General features: G+C 66.6%; 11 protein-coding genes and 1 pseudogene. 2 read left to right on the plus strand and 10 right to left on the minus strand.

Annotated elements, in window-relative coordinates; all coding sequences use genetic code 11:
- Nucleotides 1-20: 20 nt before the first annotated feature.
- From ACOYJQ_RS08525 to ACOYJQ_RS08540, 4 genes are all read right to left on the minus strand, one after another.
- Entirely contained in the window at nucleotides 21-698 is a 678-nt protein-coding gene (locus ACOYJQ_RS08525; RefSeq protein ID WP_433457650.1) for a hypothetical protein, read from the minus strand.
- Nucleotides 699-929: 231 nt separating this feature from the next.
- Nucleotides 930-1,898 (minus strand): FecR family protein, encoded by a 969-nt coding sequence (locus ACOYJQ_RS08530; RefSeq protein ID WP_433457652.1) that lies wholly within the window; start codon nucleotides 1,896-1,898, stop codon nucleotides 930-932.
- A gap of 97 nt (nucleotides 1,899-1,995) precedes the next feature.
- Nucleotides 1,996-2,499 (minus strand): RNA polymerase sigma factor, encoded by a 504-nt coding sequence (locus ACOYJQ_RS08535; RefSeq protein WP_433457654.1) that lies wholly within the window; start codon nucleotides 2,497-2,499, stop codon nucleotides 1,996-1,998.
- A gap of 524 nt (nucleotides 2,500-3,023) precedes the next feature.
- Nucleotides 3,024-4,052 carry a DUF3095 family protein gene (locus ACOYJQ_RS08540; RefSeq protein ID WP_433457656.1) on the minus strand — a complete coding sequence of 343 codons (1,029 nt, stop codon included), beginning with the start codon at nucleotides 4,050-4,052 and terminating at the stop codon, nucleotides 3,024-3,026.
- A 146-nt stretch (nucleotides 4,053-4,198) separates the two neighbouring features.
- Between ACOYJQ_RS08540 and ACOYJQ_RS08545 the strand changes: the two genes are divergently transcribed.
- Entirely contained in the window at nucleotides 4,199-4,723 is a 525-nt protein-coding gene (locus tag ACOYJQ_RS08545; protein WP_433457658.1) for a class I SAM-dependent methyltransferase, read from the plus strand.
- Between the two features lie 50 nt (nucleotides 4,724-4,773).
- Here ACOYJQ_RS08545 and putA read toward each other — a convergent pair whose 3' ends face one another.
- The gene (gene putA / locus ACOYJQ_RS08550) at nucleotides 4,774-8,199 is read right to left on the minus strand and encodes a bifunctional proline dehydrogenase/L-glutamate gamma-semialdehyde dehydrogenase PutA (RefSeq protein WP_433457660.1); all 3,426 of its coding nucleotides are present in this window, start codon (nucleotides 8,197-8,199) and stop codon (nucleotides 4,774-4,776) included.
- 114 nt (nucleotides 8,200-8,313) lie between these two features.
- Between putA and ACOYJQ_RS08555 the strand changes: the two genes are divergently transcribed.
- Nucleotides 8,314-8,772, plus strand: a complete 459-nt coding sequence (locus ACOYJQ_RS08555; RefSeq protein WP_433457855.1) for an Lrp/AsnC family transcriptional regulator — start codon at nucleotides 8,314-8,316, stop codon at nucleotides 8,770-8,772.
- Nucleotides 8,773-8,786: 14 nt separating this feature from the next.
- On the opposite strand, the gene ACOYJQ_RS08560 is transcribed toward ACOYJQ_RS08555, so the two are convergent.
- From ACOYJQ_RS08560 to ACOYJQ_RS08580, 5 genes and pseudogenes are all read right to left on the minus strand, one after another.
- The gene (locus ACOYJQ_RS08560) at nucleotides 8,787-10,031 is read right to left on the minus strand and encodes a Zn-dependent hydrolase (RefSeq protein WP_433457661.1); all 1,245 of its coding nucleotides are present in this window, start codon (nucleotides 10,029-10,031) and stop codon (nucleotides 8,787-8,789) included.
- An 80-nt stretch (nucleotides 10,032-10,111) separates the two neighbouring features.
- Nucleotides 10,112-11,134 (minus strand): histone deacetylase family protein, encoded by a 1,023-nt coding sequence (locus ACOYJQ_RS08565; RefSeq protein ID WP_433457662.1) that lies wholly within the window; start codon nucleotides 11,132-11,134, stop codon nucleotides 10,112-10,114.
- Nucleotides 11,131-11,946 (minus strand): FAD-binding oxidoreductase, encoded by an 816-nt coding sequence (locus tag ACOYJQ_RS08570; RefSeq protein ID WP_433457663.1) that lies wholly within the window; start codon nucleotides 11,944-11,946, stop codon nucleotides 11,131-11,133. The genes ACOYJQ_RS08565 and ACOYJQ_RS08570 overlap by 4 nt, the downstream gene beginning before the upstream one ends.
- Nucleotides 11,946-12,851, minus strand: a complete 906-nt coding sequence (locus tag ACOYJQ_RS08575; RefSeq protein ID WP_433457665.1) for an ATP-binding cassette domain-containing protein — start codon at nucleotides 12,849-12,851, stop codon at nucleotides 11,946-11,948. The genes ACOYJQ_RS08570 and ACOYJQ_RS08575 overlap by 1 nt, the downstream gene beginning before the upstream one ends.
- Nucleotides 12,814-13,346: pseudogene (locus ACOYJQ_RS08580) on the minus strand (ABC transporter permease); the annotation flags it as partial. The pseudogene ACOYJQ_RS08580 and the gene ACOYJQ_RS08575, both read right to left, overlap by 38 nt.
- Between the last annotated feature and the right edge of the window lie 4 nt (nucleotides 13,347-13,350).

The raw sequence follows: 13,350 nt of genomic DNA on the forward strand, positions 1-13,350 counted from the left end.
GCCCGGCTCGCGCCCGCCTATCAGCCGCGGCGGCCCGGCGGGCGCGAGAAGCCGAAATGCTCGCGCAGGGTGTTGCCCCGATAGGCGGTTCTGTAAAGGCCCCGTTCCTGCAAGAGGGGAACCACCTTGTCCACGAAGAGCCTGTTGGCGGCGATGCTCGGCCACATCAGCGTGAAACCGTCGCAGGCGTGGCCGGCGAACCATTCGGTGATGAGGTCGGCCGTTTGCAGAGGCGTGCCGGCGAAGGCGAGATGGGCATTCTGCGCCAGCACCTGACGGGGCGTCAGGCCATGCCGGCGGATGAGATCGAGATAGAGATCCGCGCGGCCGCGCATGCCGTTGGTCGTGCCCCGCTCTGGCAGAACGGAAGGCGGGATGGGCTCGTCCTGCGGCAATGCCGACAGGTCGAAGCCGACCATCTCGCTCATCCGCTTCGCGGAACCGTCCTGCCCCGCCTGCCGGGCGGCGAGCAGATCGCGCGCTTCCGCCTCGGTTTCCGCGACGATGGGCATGAGGCCGGGCAGAATGTGAAGCTGATCCGGCGTCCGGCCATGAGACGCGAGGCGCGATTTCATGTCGGCGTAGAACTCCTGCGCCACGGGCAGCAAAGGCTGGGCGGTGAAGATGACCTCCGCCCAGCGGGAGCCGAACCGCCGGCCGGCAATCCGGCCCGACGCGGGCGGCCGGATCCCCCGCACCTCAGCCCCAAGCGCTCCGGTCCCAAGCGCTCCGGTCCCAAGCGCTTCAGTCCCAAGCGCTTCAGTCCCAAGCGTTTCAGTCCCAAGCGCCCTGCTCCCCTGTCCCATGTTCGACCTGCTCCAGCTCCGATTGTGAAGGCGGGGCTCGCAGCGCGTGAACCTCTGATCGTGCGTGCCCCTGTAGCTGATACAATCGGGGCGACGGAATTTTCACCGCACGCGGAAACTTTTTCAGAAAGGCGAAATGACGGTCAGCAGGGAAGACACCCGGCGCACGCGCGCGCCGGTGGGATGCACGACCGCCTCGAGCGCGCGCATGGGATCGTTGAGATCGAAGATGCCGCTCACGCGGCGCTCGCCGACGAACGGATCGGCCACCACGACCCGGCCGGGAAGCCAGCGGCCGATGCGCGCGACAAGCGCCGACACAGCCTCTTTCTCGGCGACGATGAAGTTGTCGCGCCAGGATGCGATCTGGTCGGCATCGCGCCGGCCGCGTTCCACATCGCGGGAAGAGCGGTCGAACATCAGCCAGTCGCCGACCTCCAGCCGCGCTCCCGCCGCCAGCGATCCGCCGGGCGCGCGCGCCTCCACCACACCGCGATCGACGGAGACGGTGACGAAGCCGGCATCGCTCGAAACGTCGTAAGCCGTGCCCAGCGCCGTCGCCGTGAAATCGCCGGACGCGACGACGAAGGGCCTTGCCGCATCCGGCGCCACCTCGAAGTAAGCCATGCCCGACAGCAGTTCGATCTTCCTGCGGGCAGCCGAAAAATCGACGGACAATGCGCTGTCCGGGCCGAGCGTCGCCGCGCTGCCGTCGGGGAGCGCCACCTGGCGGATTTCTCCCGTGCCGGTGACGAAATCGGCGCGGGCGCGGATCAGCGCCTGCGGCAGCAACGCGTAGCCCGCAGCCACGGCGCCGAGCGCCAGCCCGCCGCCGGCCACGAGATTGCGCCGGGTCAACCCCTGATTCTCGCGCCGGGCCATCTTGCGGCGATTGGTCAGCACCTCGCCAGCCGCGCCGTGAATGGCGGACACGCGCGCCCACGCGCGCCGGTGCGCAGGGCTGCGCGCCCGCCACACCCGCACCATCTCGACCGCAACGGGATTGCCGGGATCGTTTTGCAGACGGATTACGAGATCGATAGCTTCGTCCGTCAGACGGTCCTCGTCTTCTCCCTGCCCTGCTCCGCTCATCCGTGCTCCCTCGACAGGCCGCAGCCGGAGGGCGGCGACTCGCGCCTATCCTTCTATTACAAACGAGCAGCGTCGATATTCACCCGGCGGAAAAAATTCAGGAGCCCTCGACCCGCGCCAGAACATGCCGGTAGGCTTCCCTGATGAGCCCCCAGGTTCTGCCGGTCGACAGGCCCAGTTCCGCCGCCACCTCCGCGATGGTGCGGCCATCCAGACGATGCATCTCGAAAGCTTTCCGCGTCCGCTCGGGCAGTTCGGCAAGGGCGTTTTCGACCTGGGCAAGGCACTGGCGCGAATACACGATCGCCTCGGCGGACGGTGACGGATCGGTCATCCGATCGATCTCGCCCTCTTGCGGGTCCGCAATCCGCAGCAGGCTTTCCCTGCGCCGGTGATTGATACTCAGGTTGCGCGACACCTGATAGAGATACGCCCGCGGATTGTGGTTGGCGCCCGCTTCCGGCGGCGGCGAGGCGAGCACGCGCGCGAACGTGTCCTGCGTGAGATCCTCGGCCGTCTCCGCGCTATGCCCGCGTCGGCGCAGGAAGCGGTTGATGTCGCGCGCATGCCGGATGAACAGGCCGTGCAAATCCCATGTCATGACAGCCTCGCAGCCCAAACCCGCGCAGGCGCCGACACGCCACGCACCGGCGCCCGATCGTCGGGGCCGCATGTCAACCGAAAAGACGGGGAAGAAAAACGTGATCGTACCATCGGACCAGCGCAGAACCGCTCATGGACGGCGCCGACACGCTGTCACCGTGTGGGAACACCAGTGCGCGAACCATAGGCTCACAAAAATTCCGCTTCAATGACAATGATTTAGATCTATTCCAGGATGCCAGGCGCACTCGCCGGCGTGCATGACGGAAACCGTACTGAAATCTGCCAGCGTTTTCGGAATGATACATCGGCGCCGAACGACTTCGATAAAAGCCGTCTCCCGTCGCATGCCGAACGGCTTTTCCTTGATACGTTGCATGAATGCAACGCAAGCATGGGGACTTCCTGCATTATTCGGAAAGAGAATGAAAGCGTAAACCTTATTATCTCTATATTTTTATTATATCACTTCTATATCACATCGAATAAAAAAGCTTCGTATCCTTTTAGGCCGTCATAAGCTCATTCACGATGGCGCGCGCTCGTCTTCAGCATTTCGGCGGCCTTCGCGTATCCGCCGCCCACGCCGTCCAGAAAATGCAGGTGCGCCTTCGGATTGACGGAGGGCACCAGACACGTCATCAGGGCGTGCGTCTGGCGATGCGCGCCGTAGCGGACGAGCCCCTGCCCGGCAGCACGCCGAAGCATGGCCTCCACCGCATCCGCCTGTTCCTGCGAGCAATCGAGCGTCAGCCGCAGAACGTCGTCGTATTTCCTGAAATCGGAATGCGAGGCGATTTCGAGCCATTCTCCGACATCGACGCGCCTGCCGCTGTCGGACAACGCCGGGACGGTCATCGGCAGCGGATGTCCGTCCCGGGGATCGGCGTCGAACACCGCGAGCACTTGCCGCGCCAGCGCGGCGAATGTCTCGCCGTCCGTGTTTTCGCATGGCTCCACGAGCAGCGACAGGATAAGCCCGCGACGGTTCGGGATCGGCAGCCACTCGCATGACAATCCGGTGAGGTCGGGCTTCGGCACCCCCTCGGCCGGAGCGATCGCATATCGCCCCCGCTTCAGTTCGGTCTCGGCCCATTTCAACCCGCCGCCCGCGAACATGGAATAGACGGCCTGATCGGAGACCGCATAACGCGCGATCCTGACGTCATGGCCGCCGGCGCGAATGTCCGACAGCGGAATCAGCCCTCCGCGAAGCGTCAGGCGGAGGTCCGTGCTCGCAGACGCGATGACCTGCTCCAATGCCTGCGTCGCAGCCGCCCGCGCCTCGCCCGGCAGCGCGAAGGCCGCGCCGTCGCCGGCGAAGGTGAACGGAAAATCGTAGCTGCCGAGCCGGTTGCCAACGGCGGCGATGATCGACACCCCGGCGAAATTCACCTCCTGATACGCGCCCCGCGCAATGGCGGCGGTCGAATCGACCACATCGGTGACGCCGATCAGCCAGTCGTCGGGAAGCGCGTCATAGGCCGCGTAGTCGAGGACACGGCTGAAATCACGATAGATCCGACCTTGCCGGGTTGCCGCCTCGGCCATCGCCACCTCCTTTCCGCGCCCATAAAAGTTGCGCGGCCGCTCACCATACCACGCTCCCGTGCTTTTCGGCGGCGGCGTTATGATATCGCTGACGATCGGGCGGAGGACTCACTCAGCCGCGAACACGACCACGACAGGAGCGACAGATGCCGCACTCATACGCCGAACACAAGGAATGGATGCTCGACAAATATCTCGCTATCCGGCCGGAGAGCGTGCTCGATATCGGTATCGGCGCGGGAACTTACGCGAAGCTGATGCGCCCGCATTTCCACGCGCATTGGACAGGCGTCGAGGTGTGGGCTCCCTACATCGCGCAGTTCGATCTGCGGTCGAAATACGATCTGGTCATCGTCGCCGACGTGCTGCATCTCGATATCGGTACCATCTCGCCGCGCCCGACGCTCGCCATTGCCGGCGACGTGATGGAGCACATGCCGAAGGATGCGGCCAGGGCGCAGATTGCCCGTCTCAAGGAATGGGTCGACGACATCCTGATCTCGATCCCGCTCGGGGAAATGCCGCAGGGCAGCGTGAACGGCAATTGGTATGAGAGCCACCTTGCCACCTGGGAGCACGAGGAGATGCTCGACGCGCTCGGCGACAACGTGGTCGATGCCATCGCCGGGAAAGCGCTGGGCGCATATCATTGGTCGTCGCGTAACGCCTGAAGGATACGCGCGGCATTGGAAAAACCGGGCGCAACGCCGCCCGGCTTCGTTCATCCCGCAAGCAGCGCGGCGTTTCCACCGGCGGCGGTCGTATCCACGCACAGATGACGCTCGTGCAAGACATAAGCCGGATCGGGCATGCGCGTGATCAGCGGAACGATTTCGCCGTCCCGGCCGGCCAGAGCATTGGCATGGGCGCGCCCGGTCGCTTCATCGCCCCACCATATCGCCGCCGAGAAACCGGCAAGCCGGGTCAGCGCCTCGGGCGGCAATTCGCCTTCGACGCCGACGGCATGACCGCCGAGCGCCTCGACGGCGGCAACCTGCGCCTCGACGGCTTCCGCGCCGGGGCCGAGGCAAAGCAGCGGCGCGCGCGTGTAGAAGGACAGGCGGTTCAGTTCGCCCGTGGGGCCGGGCATCAGCCGTTCGCCGGTCTTTTTCGGCGAGAAGCCGGCGAGAAGATCGCGGAGGCGGTTTTCATCCGCCCTCGCCAGCCAAGTGCCGGCCGGAACCGCCGGCGGCGCGGACGCGAGAAAGCGCGGCAGGTAGAGCGGCCCTCCCGCCTTCGGCCCGGTGCCCGACAGACCTTCGCCGCCGAACGGCTGACTGCCGACAACCGCACCGATCTGGTTGCGGTTGACATAGATGTTGCCGGCGTGAACGGCATCCGCCACCTGCTGCACGCGCGTGTCGATCCGCGAATGAAGACCGAAGGTCAGGCCGAAGCCGCGCGTGTTGATATCCGCGATCACCCGATCCAGATCCTGCCCCCTGAACGTCGCGACATGCAGGACGGGGCCGAAGATCTCGCGCGCGAGGTCCGCGATGCCGCCGACCTTCAGCATCGTCGGCGGGACGAAGTATCCCTGCGCCGGCGCCTTCAGCCTGTGCAGGACGCGATCGCCGTTGGCGGTGACGTACTCCGCGATTTCCCGTTGCGCGTCGGCGTCGATGACCGGGCCGACATCGGTGGACAGCAACCACGGATCGCCGACGCTCAACTGGTCCATCGCGCCGCTGATCATCGTCATCAGATGCGGCGCGATATCTTCCTGCACATACAGGCAGCGCAGCGCCGAGCAGCGCTGGCCCGCCGAACGGAAGGCGGAGGCGACGATATCGCGCACCGCCTGTTCGGGCAGCGCGGTGGAATCGACGATCATGGCGTTGAGACCGCCGGTTTCCGCGATCAGCGGCGTGCCGGGCGCGAGATTGTCCGCCATGGCGCGCGCGATGGTCCGCGCGGTATCGGTCGAGCCGGTGAACACCACGCCGGCGATGCGGGGATCGGAGGTGATGACCCTGCCCACCACGCTGCCGCGGCCGGGCAGCAATTGCAGCGCCTCTCTGGGCACGCCCGCCTCGTGCAGCAGGCGCACGGCGCAGGCGGCGATCACCGGCGTAGCCTCGGCCGGCTTGGCGACGACGGCGTTGCCCGCCGCCAGGGCGGCCGCGATCTGGCCGGTGAAGATGGCGAGCGGAAAGTTCCACGGGCTGATCGCCGCGATGACGCCCCGCGCCGCATCGGCGCGCCCTTCCGCCGCGACGCGCCCTTCCGCCTCGGCCGCGTAATAGCGCAGGAAATCCGCCGCCTCGCGCAACTCGCTCACCGCATCGGGCAGGGATTTTCCCGCCTCCCGGCCGAGAATGCCGAAGATCGGCCCGTAGTGCGCCTCGTAGAGATCCGCCGCGCGGCGCAGGATCTTCGCCCGCTCGGCCGCGGGCGCATCCCAGACCCGTGCGTCGGCGATGGCGCGGGCGGCCGTTTCGGCGTCCGCCATCAGCACGCCGGCAATCCTGTCGCCGGTCGCCGGGTTGACGACATCCTGCATCGTGCCGTGCGGTTCCGAAACGGTCAGCGGATGGGCGTCCGGCAGGGCGACGTCGCGCGCCGCCTCGATCCGGGCCAGCACCTCCTCGTCGCTGAGGTCGAAGCCCGCCGAATTCTTGCGGCTTTCGCCGAACAGCGCATCCGGGGCGACCAGCCCGGCGGGCGGCCGGGCCGTCGCCAGCGCCGCGAAAGGATCGCGGGCGATGTCTTCCGGGCTGACGGATTCATCGACGATCTGATGCACGAAGGATGAGTTGGCGCCGTTTTCCAGCAGGCGGCGAACGAGATAGGCGAGCAGATCGCGGTGCGCGCCGACGGGCGCGTAGATGCGGCAGCGGCCCCCGGTTTCCGCGAGCACGATGTCATGCAGCCGCTCGCCCATGCCATGCAGCCGCTGGAACTCGAAATCGACCCCTTTCGCCATCTCCAGAATGGCGGCCACCGTATGCGCGTTATGGGTGGCGAACTGCGGATAGATGCGATCGGCATAGCCGATCAGCTTGCGTGCGTTGGCGATATAACTGACATCGGTGGCGACCTTGCTGGTGAACAGGGGAAAGCCGGGGAACCCCTCCACCTGCGCGCGCTTGATCTCGGTATCCCAGTAAGCGCCCTTGACCAGACGCACCATGATGCGGCGGTCGAGCCGGCAGGCGATTTCATGCAGCAGGTCGATCGCCAATGCGGCCCGCTTGCCGTAGGCCTGCACCACGACGCCGAAGCCGTCCCAGCCGGCGAGCGAGGGATCGGCCAACACCGCCTCGATCACCTTCAGCGAGAGGACGAGCCGGTCCTGCTCCTCGGCGTCGATGTTCATGCCCATGCCGGCGGCCTTGGCCTGCCGCGCCAGATCCAGCACGACCGGCGCCAGTTCGGCGAGCACGCGCTCCTCCTGCGCCGCTTCGTAGCGCGGATGCAGCGCCGACAGCTTGATCGAGATGCCCGGATTGGCGCGTACCGAGCCCTTGTCGCACGCCTTCGCGATGGCGGCGATGGCGGCGCCGTAATCCCCGGCGTAACGGGCGGCGTCCTCCGCCGTCATCGCCGCCTCGCCCAGCATGTCATAGCTGTAGGTGAAACCCTGATCCTCGCGGATTCTGGCCCGCTCCAGCGCATCCGCGATGGTCTGGCCAAGCACGAATTGCCGGCCCATTTCCTTCATCGCGCGCCCCACCGCGGAGCGGATCACCGGCTCGCCCAGACGCCTGACAGCGGCGCGCAGCGTGCCCGCGATCCCCGGCTGGTCGTCGTCCAGCACCTTGCCCGTCAGCATCAGCGCCCATGTCGAGGCGTTGACCAGCGGGGAAGACGCCTTGGCCAGATGCCGGCCCCAATCCGACGGCGCGATCTTGTCCTCGATCAGCGCGTCGATGGTCATGCGGTCGGGAACGCGAAGCATCGCCTCGGCAAGGCACATCAGCGCCACGCCCTCGCGCGTGGAAAGGCCGTATTCCGCCAGAAAATGCTCCATCAGCGTCGGCTTCGCCTCGCGCCTGATGCGGCGCACGAGATCGGCGGCCCGGCGCGTGATCGCCTCCCGCCGGCCTGCGTCGAGCTGCGCTTGCGCGGCCAGATCCCGCAGCAGCTCCGCTTCATCGTGGAACTTGGCTTGCGTGGAGAACACGGTCGGATTGACGTGGCTCATGTCGATCTCCCTATCGATCAGCCTTTTATATCGCAATCGATGTGGACGATGTGTCCATTATCATATATTTCCATGGCCCATCGGCATTATTTTCGACGGATTTTCAGATTGACCGTGAACCTGGACGGCACCGATTACAAGATCCTGGCGGAACTCGTCGCGAACGCCCGCATCCCGATCACGGAGCTGGCGCGCAAGGTGGGGCTGTCCAAGACGCCGGTTGCGCTTCGCATCAGGCAGATGGAGGAAATGGGCCTGATCACCGGCTATCGCGCCATTCTCTCGCCACTGAAGCTCGGGCTGAGCCATGTGACCTACGTCGAGGTTCGCCTGACCGACACGCGCCAGCGCGCCCTTGAGCAGTTCAACGAAGCCGTCCGCGCCATACCGGAAATAGAAGAGTGCTACATGATCGCCGGCGGCTTCGACTATCTGCTCAAGCTCCGCTCGCGCGACATGACCGATTTCCGGCGCACCATGGCGGAGAAGATTTCGGTCCTGCCGCATGTCGGCAACACGTCGAGCTACGTATCGATGGAAGCGGTGGTGGAACAGAACCGGACTTCCCTGTAGCGCCCTCGCGGCGATCAGCGGTCCGCCCGCCTCACCGCCGCATGCAGCAGCATGTTGAGGTCGGCACGGAAATCCTCGATGTCGCAGCTTTCCCTGTTATTGTGGGTGATGCCGCCCTTGCAAGGGGTGAAGATCATCGCGGATGGACAGTGCATCGCCAGATGATAGGCGTCGTGGCCGGCCTGGGAGCGGATATCGCGCCAGTCGTAGCCCTGCCGGACGGCTTCGTCGCGGATCAGGGCGATGAGCCCGGCGTCGAAGATGTCGCCGCCCCAGAACCATTCATCCTCCATCGTCACCGTGCAGCCGGCCCTGGCCGCGGCCTCCTGCGCGGCCCGGCGCACCCTCTCCGCCATGACGCGGGCGGCGACCGGGTCGGGATGGCGCACGTCGGCCACGCATTCCGCGCGTTCCGACAGAATGCCCGGCTTGTTCGGCCATGCCGCGAGGCGCGAGCCGGTGGCCTTGCCGTCGAGCGCCGCGCATTCCCAGCCGATGTCATCGACAGCCGTCAGGAAGCGCGCGCCCGCGACCAGCGCATTGCGGCGCAGATCCATCGGTGTCGGGCCGGTGTGCGCCGTTTCGCCGTCGAAACGCACGCGCATGCCATAGCTGGGATAGCCGCCCGTCACCAAGCCGACCTGCTTGCCCTCGGCGTCGAGGATCGGTCCCTGTTCGATATGCAGCTCGAAATAGGCGTCGATCGCGCCGGCCTCGCACGCAACGTCGCCCTTGTAGCCGATCCGCTCCAGTTCGTCGCCGAAACGCGCGCCGTCGTCCGCGACGAGATCGTGGCACCAGTCCGGCGCGTAGCGGCCGACGAAGCAGCCCGAGGCGACCATGGGCGGCGAGAACCGCGCTCCTTCCTCGTTCGTCCAGTCCACGACCACGATCGGGCGGCGGGTCGTATGTCCCGCGTCGTTGAGCGTGCGAACGACCTCCAGCCCGGCCAGCACGCCCACGATGCCGTCGAAGCGCCCGCCGTTGATCTGGGTGTCCAGATGGCTGCCGATCAGGATCGGCGGCAGGCTGTCGTCCCGGCCGGCGCGGCGGCCGAAGATGTTGCCCATCGTATCCACCGTAACGCTCAGACCCGCCTCCCGGCACCACGCGACGAACTGGTCGCGCATGTCGCGGTCGGCGTCGCCGAGCGTCAGCCGCGACAGCCCGCCCGGACGGCCGATGCCGATCTGCGCCGAGCGCTCGATGGTTGTCCAGAATCGCGTCAGATCGACGCGGGTTTCTGCCGATATTGTCATGATCGCCTCATGCGTTGGGGTGGAGGGCATTGCATGTTCGGCCCCGTCGGGGCCGCCGTGATCGGTAAGCGGGCGAACGGTCAGACGCCTTGCAGGCCGGACAGATAGCTCGCCAGGTTGTGACCCAGCTCGGGCTGCATGTAGCCGCCCTCCTGCACGTTCAGGACCGGCAGGCCGAGACCGGCGACGGCCTGCGCGATGCGCGAGAAGCCGGCGGTCGTCACCTTCAGCCCCTGGAACGGATCGCCTTCATGCGCGTCGAGGCCGAGCGCCACCACCACGACCGACGCGCCGAAGGCGCCGATCCGGCCGAGCGCCCGCTTCAGCGCGGACAGATAGTCCGCCTCCCCCGCGCCCCGCTTCAGCGGCAGATTGAGGTTGCAGCCCACGCCGCGCTCCGCGCCGCATTCCTGCGCGCCGCCCGAGTAGAAGGGATAGAAGCCCGCGGGATCGACATGCAGCGAGACCGTCAGCACGTCGTCGCGATCGTAGAAAATGTCCTGCGTGCCGTTGCCGTGATGCACGTCGATGTCGAGAACGGCCGGACGGTGGCCGTGCGCGAGCAGATATTGCGCCGCGATGCCCGCATTGTTGAGAAAGCAGAACCCGCCCGAAATCTCGCGATAGGCGTGGTGGCCGGAAGGCCGCGACAGCGCATAGGCCGCGCGCTCCCCCGCGAGGATCAGATCCGCGCCCGTGAGCGCGGTCTGTGCCGACCAGTAGATCGCATCCCAGCTATGGGCCGAGATCGGGCATGAGGTGTCGGTGTTGTGAAAGCCGATCTGCGCCTCGGTGTCGTCGGAATAGAACACGTTGCGGGCGGGCGCGATGCGGCCGGGAACGACCTCGGCGAGCCCCGCGACCTCGGCGGAGCGGCGCGCGTGGATACTGCGCAGGTAGTCCAGATAGCGCGGCGTATGCACGGCGGCCAGCGGCGCGATGCCGTGATCCGTCGCCGCGGTCAGATCGAGGCCCGCCTTCGCGACGCCCTTGAGCAACTCGTCCACTCTCGCGGGCCGGTCCGGGTTCACGACGACCTTGCCGTCCTGCAATCGGAACTGCGGATCGTGCAGCCGCTGGCGCTGGTCGAAAACAGCCTTCATTCCGTCGTCTCCGTTCTGTTGCCGGGCTGGGCCTTGTCGAGAAACGTCTTTTCAGGCAAGGTCTTGCCGGGATTGAGAGTGCCCTTCGGGTCGAGCGCGGCCTTGATCGCGCGCATCACGTCCAGCGCCACGGGGTCCTTGTGGCGCGCCATGGGCGCGAGCTTCGACAGGCCCACGCCATGCTCGGCGGAAAAGGTGCCGTTCATCTCCTGCGCCAGCGCGTCGATCCCGGCGCGCAGCGCGGCGAGCAACGTCTTCTCCCCGCGCGAGGGATAGCAGGTGTAATGGATGTTGCCGTCGCCCAGATGGGCGACGGACATGACCTCGCAATCGGGATCGATGGCGCGCAGGCGCGGTTCGATGTCGCGCAGATAATCCGCCACCCGGTCGACCGGCACCGCGATGTCCGTGTCCAGCACGGGATGCTTGCGGAAGGAGATTTCGGCCGCCGCCTCGCGCCGCGCCCACATCGCGCGCCACTGCGCCTCGTTGCGGGCGATGACGGCATCGGCCACCTCGCCCGCCTCCATCCAGCCGGTCAGAACCTCCTCCAGCGTTTCCTCCAGCCCGCCGGCCCGCGTCGCCGCAAGCTCGATCAGGAGATTGACCGGATAGGGCCGCTCGAACGGCTCCCGCGCGCCGGGAGCGACGGCGAAATGCCCCTCGATGAAGCTGCGCGGCATGAACTCGAAAGCCACGACCGCCCCGGAGGAAGCATCCTGCATGGCATGCAGAAGCGCGGGCGCACGGTCGAGGCGCTCCATCGCGACCATGGCCGCGACGCGCTCGACCGGGCGGGGATGAAGCTTCATCACGGCGGCGGTGATGACGCCCAGTTGCCCCTCTGCATGAGCTGCACGATCGCCCGCCCCAGCGTCGACTTGCCGGAGCCGGATTCACCCACGATGCCCAGCGTCTCGCCGCGCATCACGTCGACGGACACGTCATCGCTGGCCTTGACCACGCGCTCCCCGATGTGAAACGTCTTCACCAGATGCCGCACGCGCAGCAACGGCTCCTCCCGCGCCTGCGCGGGATGGAACTCGATCTTCGGAATCGCGTCGATCAGGCGTCGCGTATAGGGATGATCGGGACTGGCCAGCACCTTCGACGCCGGGCCGTATTCGACGAGTTCGCCCAGTTCGATCACCGCCACATCATCGGCAATTTCGGCCACCACGCCGAAATCATGGGTCACGAACATCACCGCCATGCCGTGCCGCGTCTGCAAATCCTTGATCAACTTCAGGATTTTCGCCTGCGTCGTCACATCGAGCGCCGTCGTGGGCTCGTCGGCGATCAGCACCTTCGGCTCCAGCGCCATGGCGATGACCACGCGCTGACGCTGGCCGCCGGAAAGCTGGAAGGGATAGGCATGTTGCGCGCGCTCGGGATCGGGAATGCCGACCTCGCGCAGCAGGTGCAGGGCGCGGGATGCGCGCTCCGCGGGCGTCAACTGGCCGTGCGCCTCGAAAACCTCGGCGATCTGGGCGCCTACCCGCATCAGCGGGTTGAGCGCGGTCATCGGCTCCTGAAAGATCATGGCGATGCCCGCGCCGCGAAGCGCCTGATATCCGGGCTCCGTCAGGCGGGTGATGTCGCTGCCCTGAAATCGGCGCCTTCCGGCAGGTCGATGGTCAGATGTTCGATGGCGAGAGCGGGTTCCATGCTTGCCTCCCTCACGAACGGCGGCGCGACAGGCGCGGGTTGAAGGCATCGTTGAGGCTCTCGCCGATGAGGTTGAGCGCCAGCACGGTGACGACGATGGCCACGCCGGGGAAAAAGGACAGCCACCACGCGGTTCGGATCACCGTGCGCGCGGCGCCGGTCATGTACCCCAGGACATCATGTTCGGATCGCCCAGCCCCAGGAACGAAAGCGAGCTTTCCAGCAGGATCGCGCTCGCCACCATCAGCGAGGCCATCACGATGATCGGCGAGACCGCATTCGGCAGCACCTGCCGCAGGATGATCGAGCGGGCGGACAACCCCTGAAGAATCGCGGCCTCGACATATTCGCGCCGGCGCAGCGACAGCACCTCGCCGCGCACGAGGCGCGCCACGGGCGGCCACGAGACCACGGCGATCGCCAGCGTGATCGACACGACGGAAGGCTGGAACATCGCCACGATCACGATCGCCAGCGCGAAGCTCGGCACGGTCTGGAAGAACTCGGTCACGCGCATCAGCACATCGTCGACCCAGCCGCCGAAGTCG

The sequence above is a fragment of the Pseudochelatococcus sp. genome (genome assembly GCF_050946405.1).
Classification (GTDB): Bacteria; Pseudomonadota; Alphaproteobacteria; order Rhizobiales; family Beijerinckiaceae; genus Pseudochelatococcus.